Genomic DNA, 25,418 nt, shown 5'->3' with positions numbered 1-25,418 from the left:
TCAAAAATTTTAATTCAAGGATTTAGTTTAACTCACCAATTCCCTACGCTGACAACTTACAACTAAAAATTAAAACTTCCAGACAATTTCTGATCACATTTACAACAACTCACTCAAAATCAGTGCATTAAACCTTACCAATAGTTTAGAGGGCTAAGATTTTTCGATATTCTGATTGACTTAACTGGTACTGTAAAGAGATTTTTACCATCAGAAATTGACCATTCAACGTCTTATTTACTATTATTAATTAATACAATTAATTCAATGGTTTCACTTAAAATTGATAGCTAAAGAAAAAAATATCGTGAAGATTTGCAAAGAAATTTATATGACCTCTATAATTGCAAATTTTTATTGATTTACAAAGAAACACTTGATAATTATTGACAATAACTTTTACGTCTTGTAGTATACACAACTGTAGTTGCAAATTATTAGCAACTTCATATACTGTGCTTAAACTGTGGTTGAATTTCAATGCCCAATAATTACTCTCTGGGTAAAGGAGAAATTTGGAGTCGTCGCCAACTTTTGAAATGGGGATTATGCGGTGCTGGTGTAGTCGGTGCAGCAGCAATGCTGCAAGCTTTTAATAGCAAAAGCCAGCCAATTGTCAAAATTCCGACAATGGAGATGAATGACGCTCAAAATGTAGCGCATCCCCTGCAAATGCTCAGAAATTTCGATTATGGTACTGTCAAGCAAGAAAATGGACGTACTATTCGAGAATTCCAATTAACTGCGGGGACTTCTGTTATTCAACTCAATAGTGCAGTAGCTTACAATGTCTGGGATTTAAATGGTCACATACCAGGGCCGACACTCAGAGCTAAACAAGGCGATCGCATAAGGATATTATTTCTCAATAAAGCTGGGCATTCCCACTCTTTGCATTTTCATGGAGTACATCCGGCTGAGATGGATGGTGTGCGTCCAGTCAGCAATGGTAGTGCCACAATCTACGAATTCGATGCTGAACCATACGGCGTACATCTCTACCATTGTCACATTGAACCAGTGACGCGTCACATCGCCAAGGGATTGTATGGGATGTTCATCATTGATCCGCCGAAACCTCGTCCTGCGGCTGATGAGATGGTGTTAGTCATGGCTGGTTATGACGTAAATGACGATAACCGCAATGAATATTATGCGTTTAATGGGCTACCGCATCATTATATGCACCATCCCATTAAAATTTACCAAAATCAGCTAATTCGGTTGTACGTCCTCAACATTATCGAATTCGATCCGGCGGTAACTTTTCACCTCCACGCCAACTTTTTTGATGTCTATCGTTCAGGAATGACGATGAACCCTAGTGAAAAAACCGATGTGATCACAATGGGAGTCGCCGAAAGACACATTTTAGAGTTTGCGTTTCGCTACCCAGGTAAATATATGTTCCATCCCCATCAAGATGCAATAGCAGAAAATGGCTGCATGGGACAGTTTGAAGTTATCGCTAATAATTCTCAGATTTCATCTAGTTAATTCAATTTTATTTGCAATTATGATCAAACCCCGTTATATTTTTCTAGCGATCGCTAGCTGTTTTATCGTCTCTTTGAGTTCTTGCAATGGCGGTACACAAACAACCGAGAATACCCAGCCACCAGCAATTACCCAGACAACAGAAACTGTAACTCATAGTGGTCACAGTAGTAAGGCGAAAATTAATATTAATACTGCTATCTTGTCAGAATTAGATAAATTTGAAGCCAAATTAGGTGTTCCGGCTTTATCCAATAAAATTCAAGCCAATCGTCCCTATGGTAGTCCAGAGGATTTAGTCAGCAAGAAAGTCATTACTCAAGAACAGTTTGACCAAATTAAAGATTTAGTCAGCGTTCAGGAAGTAGAATTAACAGGCGAAGCCAAAGACGTAGACTACATGACCAAAATGGGGTTAATGAAAGGTCATTTGTTTGTAGCTAAAGAACTACTAGATAAAAATCAGCCAAAACAAGCCGAACCTCATATTGGACACCCAGTCGAAGAGATTTATATTGACGTAGAAGACCAACTCAACGAGCGTCAAGTCAAAGAATTCAAGACTACTTTGGTGAGTTTACAAGATTTAGTCAAATCCAGTCCCAAGAGTGCCAAAGTTAACACAGATTTTACCGCTTCTGAGCAGTCAGTAGACGGTGCGATCGCCGCTTTACCGGAAGCACAACGCACCAAACCCGGATTTGTCTTACAAGTAGTCAACGGCCTATTAGATGCAGCTAACTCCGAATATGGAGCCGCGATCGCTAATGGTAAAGTAGCAGAAGCCATTGAATATCAAGACTCCCGTGGCTTTGTAATTTACGCTGACGAACTCTACAAAGGAATCGGGACTCAAGTTTCACAAAGCAACCCCGAAGCACACAAAGCCATTGAAACGAGTTTTACCGAACTTAAAAAAGTTTGGCCTAGCGTCATTCCCCCCAGTCAACCAGTAAAAACCCCCCCCGAAGTGACTCAACTGATCAAAACTATTGAACTCAACTCCCAAAAAGTCATTGATCAATCCAGCACCCAAGCACAAAGTTAGTATCAAAGATAGTATTGTCAAGTACCATCAGTAACAAACTCAGGAGTTTAAAATGAGTGAGCAGTGAGGTATTTTAAACCTGTAACATCAATTTGCCAAAATTCAGCTAAAGTTGCAAACTCAGAAATCCTGGCAAAATCTGATTTTCTGAATTGCGCTAGCGAAGCAGGACGAAGTCCATTGCGAATTGCGAATTGCGAATTGCGAATTGCGAATTGCGAATTGCGAATTGCGAATTGCGAATTGCGAATTGCGAATTGCGAATTGCGAATTGCGAATTGCGAATTGCGAATTGCGAATTGTTACAACTCCTCACTCATCACACCCCCTTCGTCATTGTAATTAACGACTAATGCAAGAGCTTGATCAAAAAAAGACCATCGACTTATTAAACGCCATCATGGAATTTGAACTCGCAGGAGTAGTGCGCTACACACACTATTCCTTGATGGTAACAGGCCCTAATCGTATTCCTATCGTGGCTTTCTTCAAAGCTCAGGCTAGCGAATCCTTACTTCATGCTCAACAAGTAGGGGAAATTCTCACAGGTTTGGATGGACATCCCACCTTAAGAATCGCCCCAATGGAAGAGACTTTCAAGCATTCTGTAAAAGATATATTGGAAGAAAGCTTGAACCACGAAAGAAAAGCTTTGGAAATGTATAAGAGTTTACTTGAAACTGTAGAAAATGCTTCTATTTACTTAGAAGAATTTGCCCGTACCATGATTGGACAAGAAGAACTACATAATCTCGAATTGAAAAAAATGCTCCGCGATTTCAGTTAAGAGTTAAGAGTCAATGGTCAATAGTCAACAGTCAATAGTCAATTTTTTTGGCTGTGGACTGCGGACTGTTGACTTTAAACTATGGACTGTGGACTGTTTTGGACTAAATAATAATGAACTTTAGCACTGCTCTACCTACTTTTGTTATTACACTTCGTGAAGGCGTGGAAGCCGCGTTAGTGGTGGGTATTGTTTTAGCATTATTGAAAAAAGCTAAACAATCCCGCTTGAATATTTGGGTATATGCTGGTATCGCCGTTGGTATTGTTGTCAGCGCGCTAATTGGCGTATTGTTTAGCTGGTTGATTAAAATTCTCGGCGCAGCTAACCCCCAATACACCCCAGTAGTTGAACCCATGCTAGAGGGTGTATTTAGTGTGTTGGCGATCGCCATGCTCAGTTGGATGTTAATCTGGATGACGAAGCAAGCCAGATTCATGAAAGCCCAAGTAGAGGGAGCAGTTAACCAAGCTTTAGTCAACAATTCCCAAGCAGGTTGGGGAGTTTTTAGCTTAATTTTGGTGGCTGTTGTCCGAGAAGGCTTTGAAACAGTCTTATTTGTCGCTGCAAATTTCCAACAAGGACTCATCCCCACAATTGGCGCATTAGCCGGGTTAGCCACAGCAGCTGCGATCGGTGTAGGCTTATTTAAATTGGGCGTGAAAATTAATATCCGTCAATTTTTCCAAGTGATGGGTGTTTTATTAGTTTTGATTGTGGCGGGGTTGGTAGTTTCTGCATTAAAACATTTTGATGACGCTTTTGCTAATTTAGCTCTCAGTAACCGCGCTTCCGAAAGTCTGTGTTTTTATTACGAACACTTTACTAAAATCCATTCTTGCATTTTAGGGCCAATGGTTTGGAATACTAGTAAAGTTTTGCCTGATCAAGAATTTCCTGGTATAGTTTTCAAATCTTTATTTGGCTATAGAGACAATCTCTATCTCGTCCAAGCAGTGGGATATCTGACGTTTTTGTTAACTGTTGGTGGTTTATACTTCCGCAGTTTAACTGGTGGTTCTATGAAACCCAATCATATTGCAATTGACAAAAAATCTGTTAGTCCCGCAAAAGATTAAAAATATCCATTGTCGGCATACAATTAATCTCGGTAAGGTAAATTATGAAAGGTTTGTAGTGAGAACTAAAGTTCACAAAAAAGGACTAAAGTCCTTACTACAAACTTAGCCCTAGCATTTTTATGATTTGAATAAATTTTGTTGAAGTTGGCGGCAGGCTTTTTCAATAGCATCTATACTACCTGGATTAACTAAACCATAGTAGTCAAAAACATAGACTCGATTATTTTTGGTGGCTTGTAACTTCTGCCAAAAAGATTCTTTTTGTAAAGCTTCTAAGACAGAATTAGGTGAACTTCCAGGGGAACTTACTATTAAAATTGTCTCTGGGTTTGCTTCTAATACTTTTTCTGCTGATAGTGTGACATAACCGGCAACGGGACTTTTACCTTGTAATTCTGCTGCTAAATTCTTGAGTTGAAATTTATCGAGTAAATCACCAGCCCAACTGTTTTTATTCGGTGATAGAATTGGCTGAATACTCACTAAAACTAGAGTAGAAGGACTGCGCTCAACTTTATCTGGTAAGAAGCTTTGATAACGTTCTAATAAAGGCTGGGGATTTACATCAATTAATTTAGCAATTTCTTTAGTTACTTCTGCTAAAGATTGCCAATTATTGACTTGTGTCAATAAAGTGCGAATTCCTAATTGTTCTAGTCTTTGAGTGACTTGATTAGAAAAGCCTGCTGCACCAATTACTAAATCTGGCTTGAGAGCCACAATTTTTTCTAAATTAGGGGGAGTTTGACCTTCACTGACACGAGGTAGATTCTGGAAACGCGAGTCATTTTTAAATAATGTACTACCTGTAATTCCTACCAGTTTTGTGGAATCTAATTGATAGATAATATCTGTCGCTAAAGACGAGAGGGTGACGACTCTTTTAGCGGTGAATATTGCAGAAGTCTGTACTTGTGGTTGAGTAGTTGCAGTTGTGCAAGCACTCATCATAAAGCTTAATAAAAAAGCTAATATACAAGATATCCAGGAACGAAACATAAGCTAAATTCAGGCAATTAACTAAATCATCCCACGCCTCATGATTCAGCATAACTGAAAGTTAAAAAAAAAGGCGAGTACACACACCAGCCAAAATCCCCTAAAATTCAGATGACTGTGTTGCTCGCCAGGGGGTATACAAGGTTTTTGAGAAAAGCTGTACTTAATATACAAGACTTCATAGAAAAACTAATGTTGGATAGATCACAAATCACGGTTTTTTTAAAATTACTGTCAGTAAAGTTTTTTACCTGGCAACAGCAGTAATTTAACCCGCTATTTGCTATCTGGAATTAAAGCCAAGTCTTCTGGTGTATTGCAGTTAAATAATATTTCTGGATTTGATAAGGGTAAAATTTCTACAGGATAACTTTGTAGCCAACGCTGAAACGATCGCCCGCCTTGATTGATAAACTCTAATAATTGCGGTAAACAGCGACGACGATAAAAACCGCACAGAACTTCCCAGCCTTTATCATGATGAGCTAAAGCTGCGATCGCTTGATCATCTACATTATCCAGTCTGGCAATCCAATCTTGTAGTAACCCCAGTTGTAACTTCGGTAAATCACAAGCTAGTAGCAAAGCCCACTCAGTATTTACCTGTGTCAAACCTTGAGCAAAACCCAATAAAGCCCCTTGGTGATGGGCAGATTCTCGAATAAATTGACAATCAGGTAAATCTAAGTGCTGATAGCGTTCCAGCCAAGGGGTGACTACATACACAGTATCAGCACACTGGGCAGCAATACTACATATTCTTTGCAGTAATGGCACACCATCAACAGGTATCAAAGCCTTATCCTGTCCCATCCGCGAACTTTGACCGCCAGCTAAGACAATAGCAGTTAGAAGTGGTGAGTTATTAGTCATTAGTCATTAGTCATTAGTCATTAGTCATTAGTCATTAGTCAACAGTCAACAGTCATTACTCATTACTCATTACTCATTACTCATTACTCTCCCCCTGCCCCATGCCCTATGCCCTATGCCCCATGCCCCATGCCCTATGCCCTATTTTGACTCTGCTGTACTTGCTGCAACAACTGTTCTAAACTTCCGGCTGCGGGGAGACATTTCAAGCCTTGGCAAACTAAACCAACGCTATCGGCGGGTAAATTAGACACTACACTCAACGCTACAGTGGGTAAATATTTGGGTAGTAATGAGTTAATTTGCTCGGTGGTGCTGCGAATTAAAGTGCAGTTATGATACCAATCTAAGGCGGTAAATAAACTGGGACAAGCTTGGGGTGCTTGCTGCATGATACTGTTAAAAGCTTTTAAACCTTGTTCGGCTAAGTCTAGATAATGGAGATCATCAGTTAACAGTGATAGCCGGACTAAATTTGCGATCGCCACACCGTTAGCTGAGGGTGTAGCATTATCAGCATAACTGCGTTCCCGTACAATTAAATCTTGACTCGCATCACTAGCGGCATTAAAGTAGCCACCTAATTCTACACTCCAGAGAAACTGATGAAATTCGGTTTGCAGTGCGATCGCTCTTTCCAACCATAAAGAGTTCTGTGGGTTCTGCGTTTGGTGTAAATCTAGCAACGCCTTAATAAATAAAGCATAATCTTCCGACTGCGCCAATACAGCCGGTTGACCCTCATAGTTGAGTCTGTGGAAACGTCCCGCCACAAACTGATGTGAGTAAACAAATTCCGCCGCTTTCGCCCCTACTTCCCAATATTCTGGTAATTGGAACGCCGCCGCCGCCCTAGCTAGCCCAGAAATCATCAAGCTATTCCAAGCTACAATCATCTTTGTATCTGTAACTGCGGGGATACGTCCTGGCCAGTCGGTGGTTTTGGCTTCTTGGTTGTCTCGTGCAGGCGGGAAAGTGGGTAGGGCATCAGGTAAACTACCATAACGCACGGCAAACAATTTATCTAAAGCTACTTCTAAATTTGTACTTAATTCCCCTGCATTGCGTCTTTGCAAGACGTTTTTCCCTTCAAAATTGCCGTTAGGGGTGACTGTAAACTGTTGTTGTAATTCTGTTAGTTCTGTCGGTGTTAACAGTTGTTCTAATTCTGCGTAACTCCAAACGTAAAAAGCCCCCTCTTCTGGTTCCCTTTCCCCAGGATGAGTAAAACTATCCGCATCTTGAGCCGCATAAAAATAACCAGTCGGTGCAGTCATTTCCCTTTGTAGCCACTGCACAGTACCAGATACAGCCCTCGCAAATGCCGGTTCTTGAATCCCTGCACTCCATAAATTAGCTAGATACTCGACGATTTGACCATTATCGTAAAGCATCTTTTCAAAGTGGGGGACAGTCCAAGTAGGGTCAACGGTGTAGCGATGAAAGCCGCCAGCTACATGGTCATAAATCCCACCCAAAGCTAAATCTAGACCACGCTGAAGGCATACTTGTTGACCATCATACCGAGATTCAAACTGACATCGCGTTCCCTGCAGTGCCAATTCTGCATAGGGAATCATCGGGAAGCTATTACCATACTGATTCGGCGTAAGAATCCCTGTACTAGTTTCCCAACCACGTTGCAATAGTTCTTGTGTTTGAGCTTGTTGTGTCGCTTCTCCTTGTAAAACCGCAGATTTTAGCAAGGATTCAGCAATTACAGCTTTGCGTTGCTGTAAATCCTCTTTTTCTGTATCGTAATAGCGGCGCAGTGCTTGCAAAACCTGCAAAAATCCAGGACGGTTGTAACGCGGTTCTAGAGGAAAATAAGTCCCAGCGTAAAACGGGACTAAATCTTCTGGTGAGAGAAAGACATTTAAAGGCCAACCCCCTTGACCACTCATCATCTGCAAAGCCTGCATATAGATGCTATCGATGTCTGGTCTTTCTTCTCTATCTACTTTAATAGGCAAAAAATTAGCGTTCAGATACTCAGCTACAGCTAGATCAGAAAACGCCTCACCTTCCATGACAGTACACCAGTGACAACTGGAATAGCCAATAGAGACAAAAATCGGTTTATTTTCGGTTTTAGCAGTTGCAAGAGCTTCATCACACCAAGGCCACCAATCAATCGGGTTTTCGGCGTGTTTACGGAGGTAGAGACTCTGGGCTTGAGCAAGGCGATTAGTCATGGTTAGGGTGCAGATAGTTGCCTTATTTGCCCAGTCTAACTGCTGTCAGTATTTACCTCAATGCCTAAATATAGATATTTCGGGAAGTAAAGGGAATCGGGATAAATCAAGTCAAAATTCAAGGGACTTACAGAAAATATATTATTCAGTCTATCTGCTTCAAAACAACCGTCTTTCCCCCTGCTCCCTGCCCCCTGCCCCCATGCCATCAACGTGATAGTATATTTTCTTAGTTGAAAATCCCTTAGTGACTAGTGCGTCCTGTAACTAAACTCCAGATAAAAATAGCAACGATCGCACCGATAATAGCAACAATAAAGCCAGGAATGCTGAAAGTGGCTGCCGTTAATTGTAATCTTCCCGTTTCTAAAAGTGTCACTAAAGTACCGCCAATTAACGCCCCAATGATGCCTAAAATCATAGTTGCGATGATACCACCGCCTTGACGACCAGGGTAAATAGCTTTGGCGATCGCTCCAGCAATCAGTCCAAGAATTATCCAAGCGATAATGTTCATAATTTAACTGGAAAGAAGACTTACCAGTAATTTATTGATTAAAATCTAGTTTTCCTTCTCTCTGGAGAAATAAGTATTAATGCCATTGAATTGTTATTGACTATTCTATATATATAGTGATATTTTTAATCAGACCACTCGGTCTTAAATATTTTCGATGTCTAAAGGCGAAGAAACAAAAGCTCGAATTATTCAACAAGCAGCCGAACTGTTTAATCAACAGGGATACGCTGGTGCGTCGATTTCTGACATCATGCGGGTGACAGGGTTAAAAAAAGGAGGAATCTACAATCACTTTCAAAGTAAGGATGAATTAGCATTACAAGCGTTTGATTATGCGATCGCTTGTGTGAGTAAACATTACAGGTTAGCATTACGCCATGAACGTCATGCGATCGCCCGTGTAAAGGCCATGATTAATGTATTTAGCAGTTTTGTAGACAATCCCCCCATCCCTGGAGGATGTCCACTACTCAATACAGCTGTAGAAAGTGATGATGCTCACCCTGTTTTAAAAGCACGCACACAGCAAGCTATGACTGCTTGGCTAAATCTCATTAGTCGGATTATTGAAACCGGAATCGCTAAAGGTGAAATTCAATCTGACGTAAATGCAGATGAAATTGCCAGTATCATAACTGCAACCCTAGAAGGTGCAATTATGATGACCAAGTTATATGAAGATAAAATTTATATGCAAAGAGCGGTCAATCATCTAAATCAATATATAGATACTCATCTTTAAAACATGGCTCAAATTAAAATTTATGGATTGGCTGATAAACTTAATCCCATTAAAGTCGAGTTATCCGATATTATTCATTCTGCTGTAGTTGCAGTGTTGCAAATTCCTATTGAAAAAAGATTTCATCGATTTTTTCCACTAGAACCAACTGATTTTTACTATCCCCAAGATAGAACAGAAAACTATTTAATTATTGAGATTAGTATGTTTGAAGGTCGGTCATTGTCCACTAAAAAACAACTAATTCAGACCATTGTTCAAAAAATTCATGATAAATTTAACATTGCAGTTAATGATATTGAGATTACAATCTTTGAAACACCCAAATCTAATTGGGGGATTAGAGGTTTAGCTGGTGATGAGTTGGTACTAAACTACAAAATAGACGTTTAATTTTTTTTGACAAGCAACAAACCGATTGGTCTGAAAATTTGAGGATGAACTATGCTAGTTACAGAAAAATCATCTAGAGCACTAGAAGTAGTAATGAATATACCCATAAAAACCTATGATATAGATTTTATGGGCATTGTCAGCAACATAGTTTATGTGAGATGGTTAGAAGATTTACGCCTCAAATTTTTAGAAGAACATTGGCAACTTGAGCAACAATTACAGCAAGGATATGCCCCAATTCTTGCAGGTACAGAAATTGAATATAAACGCTCAATTAAATTAAATTCCCAAGTGATTGGTCGTTTATGGTTGAGTAATTTAGGTCGCTTAAAATGGACTGTCCAAGCAGAGATTTTAGCTGATGACAAGTTAGCAGCATTAGCTATACAAAAAGGTGCTTTTATCAACTTAGATAACGGTCGGCCAATTCCCATTCCAGAACCACTAAAACAGAAATACTGCCAAGTTCAGTAGATTCTACCAATTTTTTACTAAAAAAACATTCGGTCTTTTAAATCCAAAATCGGAGTTTTCTGTGCTGAAATTTTACTATGCCCCACTTTCCCCTAATGCTCGACGTGTATGGATCACTTTATTAGAAAAGGGAATTGATTTTGAAGCAATTTTATTAAAATTAAACGGTGATCAATTACAATCAGAATTTTTGCAACTCAATCCATTTCATCATATTCCCGTCATAGTAGATGATGGTTTTAGAGTCATAGAATCTTTGGCTATTTTAGATTATTTAGAAAGTAAATATCCCACACCCACATTGTTACCTAGTGATTCTCAAGCATTAGCAAAAGTCAGAATGTTGCAGATGGTGACGGCTAATGAACTATTCCCCAAAACTATCCCACTAATTTGTGAGAGTCCTGATTCATCGCAGTTTGTACAAGCAGTCAAACATATCAATACAGTGCTGCAATTTTTCACAGAAATTATAGGCGATCGCCCTTTTTTCGTTGGGGAACAATTAACCCTAGCAGATATTGTAGCTGGGACAGTTTTACCCTTTTTACCTAACTTGGGCGTGGGTTTAAATGATTATCCCCAACTGCAAAATTGGTGTGAACATATTCAGCAACGTCCAGCTTGGCAAAAAACTCAACTCAGCGACGCAGACTTTGAGGAATTCCAACGACGGGTAAGATTTTTGGTGAGATTGCACAGGCGGGAGATGAATAAAAATCATCAAGGTGATGAAAATAAATAGTGATGACACTTTTACGTTGTTTCTACATAGCTGATTGAGAAAAAGTAGATTAGATTGTAAGCATTGTTACTGATTGGAATAACAATGCTAATTTTTTTTATTCATGGTGTTGCTGAGTCCAAAGTCAAATTTGCTAAACCTTTGCAATCTCTAATTAAACAAGATTTGTCTCAGCGTGGTCATAATTTACCGCATTTTCACTCTGGATTTTATGCTGATATTTTAAACACTAAAGATAGAATTTGGAATTTTATTCATCAAGACTTAGCAAATACTAAGCAAGAAAATCCTCATGTTGATACTCAAGATATATTTCGTGGTCAGGAAATTAGACAAGAGTTTATTTCTGATTTTGTAGGTGATGCTTTTACTTACCTCAATATTGAAAGAGGAGCGAAAATTAGAGAAGCTATCACACTACATTTAAATGAACTGATTCAAGATTATCCTGATGAAAATGAACTTCATATTGTTGCCCATTCTATGGGAACTGTAATCTTATGGGATATGCTCTTTTCTGATAAATTTTCATCAGGTGATTCTGCATTTATTTTTAGGAAATTAATTAATGGTAGAGTCAATCTTAAAAGTATCACCACAATGGGATCACCAATTTTATTATTTAATATGATATTAGATATTAAAAAACATCAAATTCATGATTTCATGAGTGATTTTAATCAACAAAACCTAAGATGGACTAATATAATCCACGCCTCAGATTTAATTGCTTATCCTTTAGAAGCTAGTTTAAAAATAAATAATGTACCTAATTTGTTAATCAAGGATAAATTTATATCCACTAGTGCTAATGATTTAGAAACAACTGTACGTGCTGTAGCTGCATTTCCTGCTGTTGAAGCAGCCAGTAAAATGAATACCAATATTAATCAAGTTTTCTATATGGCATCTTTAGCATCGGGTGCCGCCGATGCTCATATAAATTACTGGCATTGTCCTCAGACCGCAAAAATAATTGTAGATAATATTCTTGGCAGTGAAGAAAAAATCATTGATGTGGTAATTGAACGGTTAAAAAAAGTGCCAGGAATGACTATTGTGCTGCTAGAAAATGAAGATTCTGCCCAAGCTGTAGATTCTAAAAGTGCAAATTATTGGGATATGTATTTTGGGAATATCGATAAACTAAGAGAAAGTTTTGAATTTTGTGATGGTAGTGGCAAGCTAAGAATGCGTGATAATTTAGCTCAAATTCCTCATGTATCTGTATATAATAGTGAAGGTAACTGTCAATTTAAGGGATATGTTGGTTTAATTCATGCTAATGGACTGAGAACAGAAGTAGAAGATATTAAGCAAAAATATTACTAAGGAATAATTTGTAGAAAAATTAAACCATAAAAATCTACAACGGTTTTTTGCCTGCGGTATTATAAATACCTCCCCAGCAAATTATCTTTAATAAAGCAGGAATTATAAAAATGACTATGACTCAACAACCAATACAAGTAATTGGAGGTGGGCTAGCTGGGACAGAAGCAGCATGGCAAATTGCTCAGGCTGGAGTACCAGTGATTTTACATGAAATGCGTCCCCAACGTTTCAGCCCTGCCCATCATACAGAACATTTAGCAGAATTGGTGTGTAGTAACTCTTTTGGCGCAATGGCAAGCGATCGCGCGGCGGGTTTACTGCATACAGAATTACGCCAACTCGGTTCTATAGTCATCTCTAAAGCCGATGAACACGCTGTACCGGCTGGGGGTGCGTTGGCTGTGGATAGGGGTCAATTTGGACAGGATTTAACGCAAACTTTAGAGAATCATCCGTTAATTGAATTCCGGCGTGGGGAAGTTCCAGCGATTCCCGAAGGTATTGTGGTTTTGGCAAGTGGGCCATTAACAAGTCCCGACTTAGCAGAAGACTTGCACCGCTTTACTGGCATGGAATACATGAGTTTTTTTGATGCGGCTAGTCCGATTATTGTCGGTGAATCTATCAACCGTGATGTTGCTTTTATGGCTTCACGCTATGACAAAGGAGAAGCCGCTTATCTCAACTGTCCCATGAATAAGGAGCAATATCTGCGGTTTTGGGAGGCACTTTGTCAAGCCGAACAAACAGAACTCAAGGATTTTGAGCGAGAAACAGCGAAATTTTTTGAAGCCTGTCTCCCCATTGAAGAACTCGCACAACGGGGAGAAGACACGATGCGCTACGGGCCTTTAAAGCCAGTGGGTTTATCTGATAGCCGCACTGGTGAACGTCCCTATGCGGTGGTACAGTTGCGCCAGGAAGATAAAGCCGGTCAGTTGTGGAATATGGTTGGCTTCCAAACAAATCTGCGTTGGGGTGAACAAAAACGAGTCTTCCAGATGATTCCTGGTTTAGAAAAGGCGGAATTTGTGCGTTTGGGAGTCATGCACCGCAACACCTTTATTAATGCGCCGCAGTTAATGCTACCAACTTTGCAATTTAAACAGCGTCCTACATTGTTGGCGGCTGGACAGTTAATTGGGACAGAAGGTTACACAGCAGCAGCCGCCGGTGGTTGTTTAGCGGGAATAAATGCAGCGCGGTTAGCTTTGGGTAAAGAACCTTTGGCATTACCCAACACAACCATGATGGGGGCATTATTTGAGTTTATCAGTTCCGCCTCACCGAAGCATTTCCAACCAATGCCACCGAATTTCGGTATTTTCCCCGATTTAGGCATGAAAATTAAAAATAAACAGGAGCGTTATGGACGTTATCGCGATCGCTCTTTGGCAGAGTTGGCTAGTTGGAAGGCGAATTTATAGGGGTGTAGGGGTGTAGGGGTGTAGGGGTATAGGGGTGTAGGGGTGGCTTAGGGGTTTAGGGGTTTAGGGGTTTAGGGGGAATAATTTATTTTTCCGTATGGTTTTAGGTTTTCTATCTTTTCTTTACACCCTCACACCCCTACACCCTTACACCCTTACACCCTCACACCCTCACACCCCTAATCCAATAAATCAGGTTCTTGGCGGACAATCATGTCATACAAAGGCTGAAAGCTAAACCAACCCATTTGTGTAGAACCGACTTGACTGTGTGCCACACTAGCAGATTCTGGTTGAATTAATTTCGGTTTACCAGCCGCTTCTGCTAATAGTTGAGCTTGACAAGAACGTTCCATTGCAATGAACCACCAAGCAGCTTCATCAACTGTTTGCCCGACTGTCAATAAACCATGATTTTGTAGAATGAGGGCTTTATTTTTACCTAAAGTCTGGGCGATGCGCTGACCTTCTAGGGGGTCGAGAACTACACCAGTATAGTCCTCAAACACACTATGGTCTTGATAAAAAGAACAAGCATCTTGGGTGAGGGGATCGAGTAGGCGACCAAGACTAGACCAGCTTTTGCCGTAAAGTGAATGAGCATGAGCCGCAGCGACGACATCAGGACGCGCCGCATGAATTTGGGAATGGATAGCAAAAGCAGCTCGGTTGACGGGGCGATCGCCTAAAATTACTTCTCCTTCATGATTAACTAAAATTAAGTCACTCACTTTAATTAATCCAAAGTGCATTCCGAAGGGATTCACCCAAAAATGATTAGGGTTTTCTGGATCACGGGCTGTAATATGGCCTGCAACACCTTCGTCAAAACCGAACCGCGAAAACAGGCGAAAGGCGGCGGCTAGACGTTGTTGGCGATTTAATCTGGCTTCTGCAATAGAATCAAAAGTTGGTGGTTGAGGTGCATTTGGCTTTTCTCTAGTGGTAACGGGCATTTTTCCCCCAATTTGTTGAGCATAAATTCATATTTACTTAGAAATAAAGATAACGTTAACTAGACAAAATACAAGGGTGCGTCAGCACTGACGCACCCTACTGGAATATTTTTTTGGGAGAAATTTTTTATCTAGCCTGTCTGACAAAAATTACCTGACAATTTTGACCACCGTAACGTTGACAGGTGCTAACAGCAAACTTTTCTGCTAAACCTTGGTCAGTTCCCCAGCCTGTTCCGTAGCTACCATCAGAACCCACAGCTAAAGCACCCCAAGCATTTCTAAACCACAGGGGTACTGTACAATCTTGAGCTTCGCTCTCACTGCGACAATTACTTAAAGCGGCGTTAATTGCGCCTTGCTTGGTTCTAGCAATTCCTGAAGAATAAACTTGAGTAGAAGGAGAATAGGAAATTGCTCCGTATACGTTTCTTGATTGTGCGTTCGCAGACTGAGTAATTCCTGATAGTAAAGAAAATGCGGCGACGGCTGCAACTATGCCTTTTTGTAAATAATTTTTCTGCATTATTCTCTATTTCCAAATTCTATTAATGAGGACTATTTTTTTTGAGAAGAATCACTACGCTTTTTACCGAGTGTTGCCACTATTATTTGCTACTTTCTTCAGCTTCGAGATTCGCATTTCTACTAATTTTGTATAAAGATGTACTTTATGAAAACTGCTGTTAGATATACCGGCATTTTGGGAACAATGCTATCTATGCTTGCAATCCCTTGGCTGAAGATAAGGCATGAAAACGCCATTAATTCGATACTGGAAAGTTTGCTGGTGTTTGCTGATACTCTGCTGGATGCTGATTTGGCTACCGGTATTTGCAACCCCAGCACCAACAGTCAACAACCTCCGACAACAACAGCAACAGGTTAATCAAGAACGCCAGAATGTGATTCGAGAACGCGATCGCTTGACTAAAATCCAACAAGCAGCGCAAAATCACTTAACTGGAATCGTCAACAATCTGCAAACTACCAATGGTCAAATTCAAGAGACAGAGACACGACTAAAGGTTGCTACTCAACGCCTCCAGCAATTAGAAGCTGACTTAGCTTTAGCAGAACAAATCTATGGCGAACGCCAATTAGCAACGATTGGACGGTTAAGATATCTTCAGCGATCGCCTATTAGTCAAGGATGGGCGGTATTATTACAAAGTCGAGATATCAGTGATTTTATCAGCCGTCGCTATCAGTTAAAGTTGGTATATCAAGCGGATCAACAGATTTTGACAAAATTAGCCAAGCAAGCCGAATTACTGAATCAGCAAAAAACCGAAGTAGAATCGCAAAAAAATGAAATTGCCCTAATTAGAGAGCAATTATTAGCACAAAAAGCCGATTATCAAGCTCAAGCCCAGTCTCAATCAGAATTAGTGCAAAGATTGAATAGCGATCGCCTAGCCTTGGAAGCCGCACAAAATCAACTAGAAAAAGATTCCAAGAGTTTAGAAACCCTAATTCAACAAAAAATAGCCGAAGCACAAGCCAGAGAAGCCGCACAAGCAAAAACCAACAGTCGCACAAATATTTTTGTTAAGGGTACAGGAATCTTCGCTTTTCCCAGTGACGCACCCACTAGCAGTCCCTTTGGCTGGCGGATACACCCGATTTTGAGGTATCGTCGCTTTCATGCTGGGTTAGATTTTGCGGCTAGCTACGGGAGTACAATTCGTGCTGCCGACTCAGGAACAGTGATTTTTGCTGGGTGGTACGGTGGTTACGGCAAAGCTGTCATTATCAATCACGGTAACGGCATTACCACACTATACGGGCATACTAGCGAATTATACGTGCGGGAAGGACAATCAGTACAAAGAGGACAGGCGATCGCGGCTGTTGGTTCAACTGGTTTATCCACCGGGCCACACCTGCATTTTGAAGTCCGCCGCAATGGTACACCAGTCAACCCAGCAAATTATCTGTAACACAAAATGTTCAATCTCGTGATATAATCGTCCAGTACGAGGGCGCGTAGCTCAGTGGATAGAGCAACAGATTCCGGTTCTGTTGGCCGGGGGTTCAAATCCCTCCGCGCTCGTTATAAAAAGCTTAATCAAAGTATTTTACTGATGTAGCAATCCTATCTAATTTTCGTTGGTCAGATACCCGACTTCTTAAAGGAGTCGGGTATCTTGTATCTCGCGAATTATTTAGAACTGCTATATTTTATCTTCTGAATAACTAAATTCATCATTGTTTACTTAATTTAAACAAACCCATAGAAAAAATCAGCTTATTACTTGCTTTTGATTTTATTAGAACACGGATTAATTGACTAAGATGTCTCTACTTTGAGTCATAATAAACAAGATGATTGCTACTATATCGCCATCCTATCGTGATCCAAACAACGCTGAACTTAAAACATCAGGAAAATCCAGTTAACCCGACATTTGCCAACCATGAAACTTTTCATCCGCGTTTTGGCTGGTTGAAAAAAGGGTTTGATGCAGCTAAAAAAAATCCTGGGGTTTTCTTACAAGATGATGCACCTGTGCGTTTAGGTGTTGGTAAAAATATGGTACGTGCTATTCGTTATTGGTGTAGTGCGTTTAAATTGATTGACAAAAGTAATTCACCCACAGCATTTGGCGAAAAACTTTTAGGAAATAATGGTTGGGATGCTTATTTAGAAGATCCGGCTTCATTGTGGTTGTTACATTGGAATTTGTTGAAACCAACTTGTGAAGCGGCTGCTTGGTATTATACTTTTAATGTGTTTCGAGATTTGGATTTTACAAAAGAGGATATTTTAGCTGGATTACAAGATTATATTAAAAGCTTTGATAAAAAAATTGCTGATTCATCTTTTATAAAAGATATCAGTTGTATTTTAAGGATGTATGCGACACAAGATTTTAGTAGAGATAATAGTCCTATAGAAGATTCGATTGATTGTCCTTTTAATGAGTTGGGGTTAATTCGTCATTTTGGTAAAAGTTATCAGTTTAAAATTGGCGCAAAAGCGAATTTACCTGCATCGATGATAGTTGCAACTTGTTTAGAATATGCTAGTTGGGCGAATCAAGACAGCAATACAATTACTATTCGCAAGTTACTTTATGATGAAGGTAGCCCAGGAATGGTATTTAAATTAACGGAAAGTGTTTTATTTGGGGCTATTGAGAAAGTGGCGAAGGAATTTAACGCGATAATTTTGGAAGATACCGCCGGTTTGATTCAGTTATCTTTACCGGAAAATCCCGAAATATTGGCTGAAGAGATTTTAGATAGATATTATCTGAGAGAACAGAGTTAGAAACAAGTTAATCGGGATTATATCTATATATTTATTGATAAACATGAGTGGAATTATGACTAACAAAAAGCTATCCCATTATTTTAGTTTGCAACGTCGCTATTCTCGGTCTATTAATTTAGAAAGAGATTTAGATAGTGTGGAAGCTTTAGACGGTTATGTGCTGACTAAAAGAGCGATTGATTCACTTAAACGAATTTTAAATAATTTTAATAACGATGCAGGTAACAGGGCTTGGACTTTAACTAGTGTTTACGGAACTGGGAAATCAGCTTTTGCCCATTATTTAATTTCTCTGGCGGCTAAGTCTCAGAGTAAAATTCATCTTAAAGCTTTAGCGATCGCTGAGGATAAATTAGGTAAAGATAGTGAGATTTATCAATTAATACAAGAGAAAGTTAACCCTAAAGGATTAATTAGGGCTGTAGCTACGGGACAACGAGAACCAATTAGCCATACTATTATTCGGGCGTTGTTGACTGGTGTAGATAATTTTTGGACTGCTAGTCAAAGAAATAAAATCGGCGTTGTGCGTCAGTTGGTAGATTTAGAAGCAGAAATTAATGATGGTGGTAAGGTTGATAGCAGAGAAATTCCGCAGTTGATATTAGAATTGGCTAAGGAATCAGGAACGGGTATTTTTCTGGTTATTGATGAATTAGGTAAGAATCTAGAATATGCGGCTTATGCTCAAGGTGATGAAGATTTATATCTTTTACAGCAATTAGCAGAATTACCAAAAGATAGTCAACATCCCGTTTATGTCTTAGGAATTTTACATCAAGCTTTTGCTGAATATAGTCAAAGATTAGCCACAATTCAACGCAACGAATGGGCGAAGATTCAGGGAAGATTTGAGGATATTGCTTTTACCGAATCATCTGGACAAATGATGGGTTTGATTGGTGCAGCAATTAACTCTTCAGCCGCAGCCAATATTGAAAGTGCGACTCATACTTATGCACAGGAGTGGAGTAGGTATTTAGAATCGATTATTGTCGATGAAGAAGTTACAGCACAAGTAATTAAAAATGTTTATCCTCTACATCCCTTAGCGGCTTTGGTGTTACCAAGTTTGTGTCAAAAATATGCTCAAAATGACCGTTCTTTATTTACGTTTTTAACTAGTAGTGAACCTTTATCGTTTCGGAATTTTCTGGAAGAGGTAGCAGTTAAAGATTATGAATTACCTTGTTTGAAAGTCTACCAAGTTTATGATTATTTTATTGAGTCGGCGGGGATGGGTTTAGCTTCTCGCCCGAATTTGCAAAGATGGGTAGAAGTACAAGATTTAATTAATGATGCTAAGAGATTAGAAGAAGATAGTCTGAGGGTATTAAAAACAATTGGGATTTTTAACCTGATTACTATTACAGGTTCGATGCGGGCGACGAGAAATTTAGTTTGTTTAGCGATGTGTAATTTCCCGACAGCCGCAGAGATTAATTATTGGCAGGAAATTATTGATAAACTACTCAAACAGAATCTCATTACCCATCGTCGTCAATTAGACGAATTGCGGATTTGGCAAGGTTCTGATTTTAATGTTGATGGCGAGTTAAGTACATATATAGAACAAGAGAGAAGTCCTTTAGTTAAACTATTAACTATACACCGTCCTCTCAAGCCATTAGTCGCCCAGCGTCACAGTTATAAAACGGGGACTTTGCGTTATTTTGAACGCCATTATTTAGATAGCTCTCAAGATTTAACTCAGTTAAGTTGCAATAGCACAGATGCAGATGGTTTTGTTGGTTATTGGGTAGATGAAGCAGTTCCGAATGCTGTTCCGGCTAATACTAGCGATGGTAAACCGTTGGTGATTTTGAGTGCGGCTAGTTTAGATATATTGCGAATACGTACACTAGAATTTGTGGCTTTAAGTAATATCAAAAAAACTGCTAAAGAGTTGCAAACTGACGGGGTGGCGAGAAAAGAGGTAAATTATCGCCTACAAGAAGCAGAAGAATTTTTAGATGAAACTTTAGATCAATCCTTTAGTATTGGGGTAAATCAGCAATGTTGGATTCAGGGACAAGTTGAGACATTAAACAACATTACTGACTTTAATAGTAAGCTGTCGGAGATTTGCGATCGCACTTATCATCACAGTCCCATTTTGTGGAATGAATTAATCAACCGCCGTGATTTAACTTCCCAAGGGGCGAAGGCTAGGCGCGAGTTGATTCAGGCGATGTTAGAACATCAGCATGAGGAAAGATTGGGTTTAGAAGGGTATGGCCCGGAAGTCAGTATGTATTATTCTCTGTTAGAGGAAACAGGGATACACCGTCAAGAAGATGAAGACTGGGATTTTTACCCACCATCAGAAAATTCTGGTTTAAATTCTCTGTGGGAAGCGGTTGAAGACTTTTGTTTAGCAGCGACAGAGAAAAGCCAAAGTTTTGATTTACTCTATCAACATTTATCAGCACCACCATTTGGTGTAAAACAGGGTGCAGTTCCGGTGATTTTAGCGGCTGTGTTGTTGTATCACGCTGATGATTTGGGACTGTATCAAGACGGGACATTTATTCCGGTATTGGGAACAGAACATTTTGAATTATTAGTCAAATATCCCGAACGATTTGCAGTTAAATATTTTGCAGTCGTGGGATTAAGGGCGGAAGTTTTCAAAGAATTGGAAGTTATTTTACGCAATCCCCAGTTAAAGAAATTGGGGAAAGTGCGTAACACCACTTTATTAACTGTGGTAACTCCCCTTTATCAATTTGTGAAGAAATTACCGAAATATACTCAACAAACTAAAAAACTTGCAACCGAACCGCGAGCCATTTTAAAAGCATTACAAACCACCGTTGAACCCGATGAATTATTATTTAAAGCTTTACCCGCCGCTTGTAATTTACCAGCAATTGGGACGGAAGCTGGGGATGATGGGGTAACGGCGAGAACTTTACGGACTAAGTTAGTTCATGCTTTGAGAGATATTCATACAGCGTATGATCAATTATTGAGTGATTGTAAAAAACTGATTTATGAAGCCTTTGGGGTGAGAAGTCCGGAAACAAAACTGCGGGAAGATTTGCGAGTTAGGGCGAATTATTTAGCCGGAAAATGTATTGAACCTTTACTCAAACGCTTTATTCGGGCTGCATCAGACGAAACTAAAACTGATGCTCAATGGTTAGAAGCTTTGGTGATGATTGTAGCAGATAAACCGGCAGAATCTTGGACTGATGATGATGCAGTTGCCTTTGAGATGAAATTAGCCGATTTGGTACGGCGGTTTAAGAATTTGGAAGCGTTGCAAAAAGAAGTCGCCGCCAAAGGGGAAGGTTTTGAAGCACGACGCATTACCATGACTTGTCCTGATGGTCAAGAAATCCATCAAATGGTATGGGTAGATCATGGGAGAGAGTCGCAGGTTGAGAAGATTGTTGACGAAATTTTGGCAAAATTACCTGATGATCAACAGTTAAGACAGGCGATTTTAGCAATGTTGAGTGAACGCATTTTAAATCCTGATTTACCTGAGACGGTGGCGCAAATTGGCGATAAGGGGAATGATGAAATAGCAGGGAAAAATGCTGGTTAATAGAAGCATTATGATGGGGAAAAAGAACCTAGCATGGGAACTGCATGACAAGCGTGCGTTAGATATAAATCATACCGAGCAGCTAAGAGAAATCACAAGATGATCCAAACAGCGATTACTCAAAGAATTACCACAATTAGTGAAGCAGAAAGGCAGTTTAATTTAGTTCGTACTGCTGATATTAATTTTTTCCCAGAGTGGAGAGAAAATTTAGCTGATTTAACTGATAAGGAAAAAACAGTATTAGATAGAATTAAAGCTAGATACCGCTATCATCGAGCTAATGGGCATCTAGCAGAAGGGTTAGTTAATTTAGTGGTTTTATCGCCCTTACTGGAGTTAGCAGGTTTTTATGATCCTCCTTTTCAAATGCAAGGGGAAGTTGCTGTTGAAGTTATTGCATTAGTTCCTATAGATGAAGTGAACGAGGAAATTTTAAGGGGAAGAATTGATTTTTTAGTAGTGTCAAAAGGATTGTGGATGGCAGTTTTGGAGTCTAAGGGAACAGCAATTAATCTTGATGTGGCAATTCCTCAAGTTTTAGCTTATATGATGGTTAATCCTAATGCAGAAAAACCTGTATTTGGGATGGCGACTAATGGGGGAGAGTTCTTTTTTATCAAACTAAATCGTCAGGGAACACCTCAATATGATATTTCGCGTATTTTTTCCCTTTTACCTTTACAGAATGAACTTCATGATGTGCTAATGATTTTGAAAAAGTTAGGAAGTCAGATTGAAGATGATACAAACTGAAAATAGATTTGGGAGTAGTGACAATGTTGGGTTTACTAGCCAAATTGAATCTATGGGAAGAATTAACAAGTCATTCAGCACTACACAACGTTGATTCTGACCAAATTTTGCTGATGAATGGGATTAGCTGGGATATATATGAAACACTATTGCAAAGTTGTCAAAATAATTCTCACTATCGCTTTAAATATTTAGAAGGTACTCTAGAAATAATGTCACCGAGTCGCCGCCATGAGGTGGATAAAAAGATTATTGCTTTATTGTTGGAAACCTATTTTATAGATAAATCTATTGATTTCTATCCTTTAGGCTCAACCACTTTTAGAAGAGAAGCCGCCGCTAGGGGTATAGAACCAGATGAATGTTATTGTTTTAATTATGAAAAACCTGTTCCTGATTTGGCGATTGAAATAGTTGTCACCAGTGGGGGAATTGATGATTTATTAATTTATCAAGGTTTAGGTGTGTCGGAAGTTTGGTTTTGGCGGAACAATCAATTTTTATTATATTCTCTGCGTGGTAATCAGTATGAGCAAATAACGAAAAGTGAACTTTTTCCAGATTTAGATTTAGAATTGTTAGCCAATTTAGTTATGTCTGGTGGGAAACCAAAAGATTTAATTGCTAAGTTTCGGGAAAGTTTTAATAGTATTAAGTAGGGTGTGTTCAAGCAAAGCGTAACGCACCGTATGATGGTGGTGCATTACGGCTAGATATAATTTACTCACACTTCCAAATGCTTTCGCAGCCGTAACACACACTACAATTTAAGTCAATACGGTTCAGTTAAGGCTAAAATATGGGGTTTGTGAAGTAAGGAAAAGTTCGTAGTAAGGACTTCAGTCCTTAGATGAGGACTAAAGTCCTCACTACAAACTATTTTCTTAACTGAACTGTATTGCAATTTAAGTTTGATTTGTGATGGTTTATTCTTGTTGTTGGTTTAACCAAGTTTCTAAATCAGCAATGTTAGAAAAGTCTAGTAATGCTTCTCCTAGATTTTCTAATTGTTCAATTGATAATCCTTGAATACGTTCTATTAATGATTGGTTAATTTCCCCAAGCCGGCGATTAAGTAAACGTAATATTAAGTCTTGTTCTCCTTCTCTCCTTCCCTCTTGCTTTCCTTGCCATATAGCTTGTTCTCTATCTCTTTGATAAAGTGGTTCTAATCGCATAACTAACTCCCTATCGTCTGTTTCTAATTCTTGATTGATTCTTAAGTTTTCCCGCAGGTTGTAAACTAATTCGAGGGTGGCTTTTTGGTATGGATGATTTAATGGTAACGCTTGCAATTCCATAATTGCTTGGGATTGTACGTTTCCTCTACCTAAAAGTCTCAGCCATAGTGTTGCGGGTGTTTGTGGTAGTTGATGTATGGCGACAATGGCTATGCGTAGTGCATCTGGGAGAAAGTGTACTCCTGATATCCAATTGGGTTTTTGGACTGTTCCAAAGCTAGATAGTCTAGTTTCGGATACTGTGGGGGTCAGAACCCACAGTTGGGGAATTTCTGAGTCTTGAAGTTTGGTTTTGTTGGTTTTCGCTTCTCGTCTTAGTGAGGCTTTGACTTCTAATAATTTGAGTATACAATCACAGATTTCATCGGTGGATGCTGGATTACGAAAGGGTTCTATGATGGCTGGATTTTCGGCAAATCTTCCTAGTAAACCCAGGATTTGTAAGTTAGGTGTTTGCTGTTTGTTGGGTGTGAAGAATACATCTATTTCTTTGATTTCTCCTGAGATTTTTTCTGATGCTTTGACTTCTCCGTAATTTTTTAGTAGTTCTTCCAGATAGTCTTTAGCAAATTTGTCATGTATAAAGCGCGTCACTTCGCTGTTACTCCGAATTGAAAGTTAATGATTCTCTGAAATCAAGAGTTGATATTATTGTACGGTACAGTGCAGATGTACAGTACAAAATAAATATTGAAACTTAACGATTTATGATGAGTTTTGATGATCAGCAAAAATTTCTTGTGACAGAGAAGCGTCAGGGACAGGAGTATCTTGGTTTCTATCTTCCAGAAGGGAAGAAGGATGTGTTTAAGGAGTATTGTCAGTTTATTGACAGTACAATGAAGGATGAACTAGAGAAATTTATTGATCAGTGCATATCTGATCAGAAGTTTCAGCAATACTTAGAAATGAAGCGTCGGTTAAAAGATAAGTAAGTTATGTGTTGTTAGGTTGCTGATAAATGTTAGCAAATATGGGAGGTGATTAAAGATGAGGATTAGAGGGATAAAACGTGGGCAAAGTATTGAAATATTAGAAGAAATTAATAATATCCCCGATGGGACTGAAATAATACTGGAAGTAGGTTTTATCAAAGGTCAAATCAAAGGAACAGAATCGCAATTGACAGATGAAGAGAGGTTAGCCAGACTTAATCAACTATTTGGAGCTTGGGAAAATCAATCTGAATTAACAGAAATTTTTGCAGAAATTGAACAACAGCGTCATATTTATCGAGGTAGGGATATAGATTTATTTGGTAATTAGGATAATGGCTAATGTATCTACTAGATACTAATATTTGTGTGGCGTTACTGAATAATAATTCCCAAGCTGTGACTAAATTCAACTGATGATGTTGAAAATATTCCTAATTTAAAATTAGACAACTGGTTAGAGTCTTAAAAATCTGCGTTTTAATCTCTGGAAAATTAGCTGTTATCAGGAACTTGCAGGTAAAAATATTCGAGTATTAAATCATTGGTGAGAAACAAGATCCCCGATTTCTTT

Annotated in this window: 24 protein-coding genes and 1 tRNA gene; 18 read left to right on the top strand and 7 right to left on the bottom strand. The window is 39.1% G+C overall.

Annotated elements, in window-relative coordinates; translation table 11 throughout:
- Window positions 1-480: 480 nt before the first annotated feature.
- The 4 genes from CLI64_RS04095 (at window position 481) to CLI64_RS04080 (ending at window position 4,411) form a co-directional block, all read left to right on the top strand.
- Window positions 481-1,497, top strand: coding sequence for a multicopper oxidase domain-containing protein (locus CLI64_RS04095; RefSeq protein ID WP_103136027.1), 1,017 nt, complete (start codon window positions 481-483; stop codon window positions 1,495-1,497).
- A 19-nt stretch (window positions 1,498-1,516) separates the two neighbouring features.
- On the top strand, window positions 1,517-2,545 hold the full coding sequence (locus CLI64_RS04090) for a helix-hairpin-helix domain-containing protein (RefSeq protein ID WP_103136026.1): 1,029 nt from the start codon (window positions 1,517-1,519) through the stop codon (window positions 2,543-2,545).
- Window positions 2,546-2,897: 352 nt separating this feature from the next.
- On the top strand, window positions 2,898-3,332 hold the full coding sequence (locus tag CLI64_RS04085; RefSeq protein WP_103136025.1) for a bacterioferritin: 435 nt from the start codon (window positions 2,898-2,900) through the stop codon (window positions 3,330-3,332).
- Between the two features lie 113 nt (window positions 3,333-3,445).
- Window positions 3,446-4,411 carry an FTR1 family protein gene (locus tag CLI64_RS04080; protein ID WP_103136024.1) on the top strand — a complete coding sequence of 322 codons (966 nt, stop codon included), beginning with the start codon at window positions 3,446-3,448 and terminating at the stop codon, window positions 4,409-4,411.
- Between the two features lie 120 nt (window positions 4,412-4,531).
- Here CLI64_RS04080 and CLI64_RS04075 read toward each other — a convergent pair whose 3' ends face one another.
- The 4 genes from CLI64_RS04075 to CLI64_RS04060 all read right to left on the bottom strand — a co-directional run bounded on the left by CLI64_RS04075 (window position 4,532) and on the right by CLI64_RS04060 (window position 8,998).
- Window positions 4,532-5,413 carry an ABC transporter substrate-binding protein gene (locus tag CLI64_RS04075; RefSeq protein WP_103136023.1) on the bottom strand — a complete coding sequence of 294 codons (882 nt, stop codon included), beginning with the start codon at window positions 5,411-5,413 and terminating at the stop codon, window positions 4,532-4,534.
- A gap of 276 nt (window positions 5,414-5,689) precedes the next feature.
- Window positions 5,690-6,286, bottom strand: coding sequence for a molybdenum cofactor guanylyltransferase (locus tag CLI64_RS04070; protein WP_103136022.1), 597 nt, complete (start codon window positions 6,284-6,286; stop codon window positions 5,690-5,692).
- A gap of 134 nt (window positions 6,287-6,420) precedes the next feature.
- Window positions 6,421-8,481 carry a thioredoxin domain-containing protein gene (locus CLI64_RS04065; protein WP_103136021.1) on the bottom strand — a complete coding sequence of 687 codons (2,061 nt, stop codon included), beginning with the start codon at window positions 8,479-8,481 and terminating at the stop codon, window positions 6,421-6,423.
- Between the two features lie 244 nt (window positions 8,482-8,725).
- Window positions 8,726-8,998, bottom strand: a complete 273-nt coding sequence (locus CLI64_RS04060; RefSeq protein WP_103136020.1) for a GlsB/YeaQ/YmgE family stress response membrane protein — start codon at window positions 8,996-8,998, stop codon at window positions 8,726-8,728.
- Between the two features lie 157 nt (window positions 8,999-9,155).
- Between CLI64_RS04060 and CLI64_RS04055 the strand changes: the two genes are divergently transcribed.
- The 6 genes from CLI64_RS04055 (at window position 9,156) to trmFO (ending at window position 14,120) form a co-directional block, all read left to right on the top strand.
- On the top strand, window positions 9,156-9,743 hold the full coding sequence (locus CLI64_RS04055; protein ID WP_103136019.1) for a TetR/AcrR family transcriptional regulator: 588 nt from the start codon (window positions 9,156-9,158) through the stop codon (window positions 9,741-9,743).
- 3 nt (window positions 9,744-9,746) lie between these two features.
- The gene (locus tag CLI64_RS04050; RefSeq protein WP_103136018.1) at window positions 9,747-10,136 is read left to right on the top strand and encodes a tautomerase family protein; all 390 of its coding nucleotides are present in this window, start codon (window positions 9,747-9,749) and stop codon (window positions 10,134-10,136) included.
- A gap of 51 nt (window positions 10,137-10,187) precedes the next feature.
- Window positions 10,188-10,613 (top strand): thioesterase family protein, encoded by a 426-nt coding sequence (locus tag CLI64_RS04045; protein ID WP_103136017.1) that lies wholly within the window; start codon window positions 10,188-10,190, stop codon window positions 10,611-10,613.
- 61 nt (window positions 10,614-10,674) lie between these two features.
- Window positions 10,675-11,358 (top strand): glutathione S-transferase family protein, encoded by a 684-nt coding sequence (locus CLI64_RS04040; protein WP_103136016.1) that lies wholly within the window; start codon window positions 10,675-10,677, stop codon window positions 11,356-11,358.
- An 84-nt stretch (window positions 11,359-11,442) separates the two neighbouring features.
- The gene (locus tag CLI64_RS04035) at window positions 11,443-12,690 is read left to right on the top strand and encodes a hypothetical protein (RefSeq protein WP_103136015.1); all 1,248 of its coding nucleotides are present in this window, start codon (window positions 11,443-11,445) and stop codon (window positions 12,688-12,690) included.
- Between the two features lie 116 nt (window positions 12,691-12,806).
- Complete coding sequence (trmFO, locus tag CLI64_RS04030) at window positions 12,807-14,120, top strand: FADH(2)-oxidizing methylenetetrahydrofolate--tRNA-(uracil(54)-C(5))-methyltransferase TrmFO (protein ID WP_103140583.1); 1,314 nt, start codon at window positions 12,807-12,809, stop codon at window positions 14,118-14,120.
- 179 nt (window positions 14,121-14,299) lie between these two features.
- Here trmFO and CLI64_RS04025 read toward each other — a convergent pair whose 3' ends face one another.
- On the bottom strand, window positions 14,300-15,076 hold the full coding sequence (locus CLI64_RS04025; protein WP_103136014.1) for a class II aldolase/adducin family protein: 777 nt from the start codon (window positions 15,074-15,076) through the stop codon (window positions 14,300-14,302).
- Between the two features lie 127 nt (window positions 15,077-15,203).
- A complete protein-coding gene (locus CLI64_RS04020; RefSeq protein ID WP_103136013.1) occupies window positions 15,204-15,602 on the bottom strand; it encodes a DUF4189 domain-containing protein in 399 nt (132 codons plus the stop codon).
- Window positions 15,603-15,828: 226 nt separating this feature from the next.
- On the opposite strand from CLI64_RS04020, the gene CLI64_RS04015 reads away from it, so the two are divergent.
- The 6 genes from CLI64_RS04015 to CLI64_RS03990 all read left to right on the top strand — a co-directional run bounded on the left by CLI64_RS04015 (window position 15,829) and on the right by CLI64_RS03990 (window position 23,327).
- A complete protein-coding gene (locus CLI64_RS04015; RefSeq protein WP_103136012.1) occupies window positions 15,829-17,019 on the top strand; it encodes a murein hydrolase activator EnvC in 1,191 nt (396 codons plus the stop codon).
- Window positions 17,020-17,059: 40 nt separating this feature from the next.
- A tRNA-Arg gene (locus tag CLI64_RS04010) sits at window positions 17,060-17,132 on the top strand.
- 300 nt (window positions 17,133-17,432) lie between these two features.
- A complete protein-coding gene (locus CLI64_RS04005) occupies window positions 17,433-18,353 on the top strand; it encodes a DUF4007 family protein (RefSeq protein ID WP_192881679.1) in 921 nt (306 codons plus the stop codon).
- A gap of 55 nt (window positions 18,354-18,408) precedes the next feature.
- Window positions 18,409-21,912 carry a hypothetical protein gene (locus CLI64_RS04000; RefSeq protein ID WP_103136011.1) on the top strand — a complete coding sequence of 1,168 codons (3,504 nt, stop codon included), beginning with the start codon at window positions 18,409-18,411 and terminating at the stop codon, window positions 21,910-21,912.
- Between the two features lie 99 nt (window positions 21,913-22,011).
- The gene (locus CLI64_RS03995; protein ID WP_103136010.1) at window positions 22,012-22,668 is read left to right on the top strand and encodes a type I restriction endonuclease subunit R; all 657 of its coding nucleotides are present in this window, start codon (window positions 22,012-22,014) and stop codon (window positions 22,666-22,668) included.
- Between the two features lie 23 nt (window positions 22,669-22,691).
- A complete protein-coding gene (locus CLI64_RS03990; protein ID WP_103136009.1) occupies window positions 22,692-23,327 on the top strand; it encodes a Uma2 family endonuclease in 636 nt (211 codons plus the stop codon).
- A gap of 267 nt (window positions 23,328-23,594) precedes the next feature.
- On the opposite strand, the gene CLI64_RS03985 is transcribed toward CLI64_RS03990, so the two are convergent.
- The gene (locus CLI64_RS03985) at window positions 23,595-24,503 is read right to left on the bottom strand and encodes a DUF4351 domain-containing protein (RefSeq protein WP_103136008.1); all 909 of its coding nucleotides are present in this window, start codon (window positions 24,501-24,503) and stop codon (window positions 23,595-23,597) included.
- 113 nt (window positions 24,504-24,616) lie between these two features.
- Here CLI64_RS03985 and CLI64_RS03980 point away from each other — a divergent pair, with 113 nt between their 5' ends.
- Window positions 24,617-24,844 carry a hypothetical protein gene (locus tag CLI64_RS03980; protein ID WP_103136007.1) on the top strand — a complete coding sequence of 76 codons (228 nt, stop codon included), beginning with the start codon at window positions 24,617-24,619 and terminating at the stop codon, window positions 24,842-24,844.
- Window positions 24,845-24,899: 55 nt separating this feature from the next.
- A complete protein-coding gene (locus CLI64_RS03975; RefSeq protein WP_103136006.1) occupies window positions 24,900-25,175 on the top strand; it encodes a hypothetical protein in 276 nt (91 codons plus the stop codon).
- The last annotated feature ends 243 nt before the right edge of the window (window positions 25,176-25,418 follow it).

This window comes from Nostoc sp. CENA543, assembly GCF_002896875.1.
GTDB lineage: Bacteria > Cyanobacteriota > Cyanobacteriia > Cyanobacteriales > Nostocaceae > Trichormus.
Note: the sequence above shows the minus strand (reverse complement) of the source record. Positions and strands in the feature narration are given on the sequence as shown.

Bases quoted from the DNA above. Each gene is read 5' to 3' on its own strand.
- CLI64_RS04070 (WP_103136022.1), bottom strand. From the start codon at position 6,286: ATGACTAATAACTCACCACTTCTAACTGCTATTGTCTTAGCTGGCGGT.
- CLI64_RS04075 (WP_103136023.1), bottom strand. From the start codon at position 5,413: ATGTTTCGTTCCTGGATATCTTGTATATTAGCTTTTTTATTAAGCTTT.
- CLI64_RS03975 (WP_103136006.1), top strand. From the start codon at position 24,900: ATGAGGATTAGAGGGATAAAACGTGGGCAAAGTATTGAAATATTAGAA.
- CLI64_RS03980 (WP_103136007.1), top strand. From the start codon at position 24,617: ATGATGAGTTTTGATGATCAGCAAAAATTTCTTGTGACAGAGAAGCGT.
- CLI64_RS04015 (WP_103136012.1), top strand. From the start codon at position 15,829: ATGAAAACGCCATTAATTCGATACTGGAAAGTTTGCTGGTGTTTGCTG.
- CLI64_RS04050 (WP_103136018.1), top strand. From the start codon at position 9,747: ATGGCTCAAATTAAAATTTATGGATTGGCTGATAAACTTAATCCCATT.
- CLI64_RS04090 (WP_103136026.1), top strand. From the start codon at position 1,517: ATGATCAAACCCCGTTATATTTTTCTAGCGATCGCTAGCTGTTTTATC.
- CLI64_RS04035 (WP_103136015.1), top strand. From the start codon at position 11,443: ATGCTAATTTTTTTTATTCATGGTGTTGCTGAGTCCAAAGTCAAATTT.
- CLI64_RS04065 (WP_103136021.1), bottom strand. From the start codon at position 8,481: ATGACTAATCGCCTTGCTCAAGCCCAGAGTCTCTACCTCCGTAAACAC.
- CLI64_RS04025 (WP_103136014.1), bottom strand. From the start codon at position 15,076: ATGCCCGTTACCACTAGAGAAAAGCCAAATGCACCTCAACCACCAACT.
- CLI64_RS04020 (WP_103136013.1), bottom strand. From the start codon at position 15,602: ATGCAGAAAAATTATTTACAAAAAGGCATAGTTGCAGCCGTCGCCGCA.
- CLI64_RS04080 (WP_103136024.1), top strand. From the start codon at position 3,446: ATGAACTTTAGCACTGCTCTACCTACTTTTGTTATTACACTTCGTGAA.
- CLI64_RS04085 (WP_103136025.1), top strand. From the start codon at position 2,898: ATGCAAGAGCTTGATCAAAAAAAGACCATCGACTTATTAAACGCCATC.
- trmFO (WP_103140583.1), top strand. From the start codon at position 12,807: ATGACTCAACAACCAATACAAGTAATTGGAGGTGGGCTAGCTGGGACA.
- CLI64_RS03990 (WP_103136009.1), top strand. From the start codon at position 22,692: ATGTTGGGTTTACTAGCCAAATTGAATCTATGGGAAGAATTAACAAGT.
- CLI64_RS04060 (WP_103136020.1), bottom strand. From the start codon at position 8,998: ATGAACATTATCGCTTGGATAATTCTTGGACTGATTGCTGGAGCGATC.
- CLI64_RS04045 (WP_103136017.1), top strand. From the start codon at position 10,188: ATGCTAGTTACAGAAAAATCATCTAGAGCACTAGAAGTAGTAATGAAT.
- CLI64_RS03995 (WP_103136010.1), top strand. From the start codon at position 22,012: ATGATCCAAACAGCGATTACTCAAAGAATTACCACAATTAGTGAAGCA.
- CLI64_RS04055 (WP_103136019.1), top strand. From the start codon at position 9,156: ATGTCTAAAGGCGAAGAAACAAAAGCTCGAATTATTCAACAAGCAGCC.
- CLI64_RS04000 (WP_103136011.1), top strand. From the start codon at position 18,409: ATGACTAACAAAAAGCTATCCCATTATTTTAGTTTGCAACGTCGCTAT.
- CLI64_RS04095 (WP_103136027.1), top strand. From the start codon at position 481: ATGCCCAATAATTACTCTCTGGGTAAAGGAGAAATTTGGAGTCGTCGC.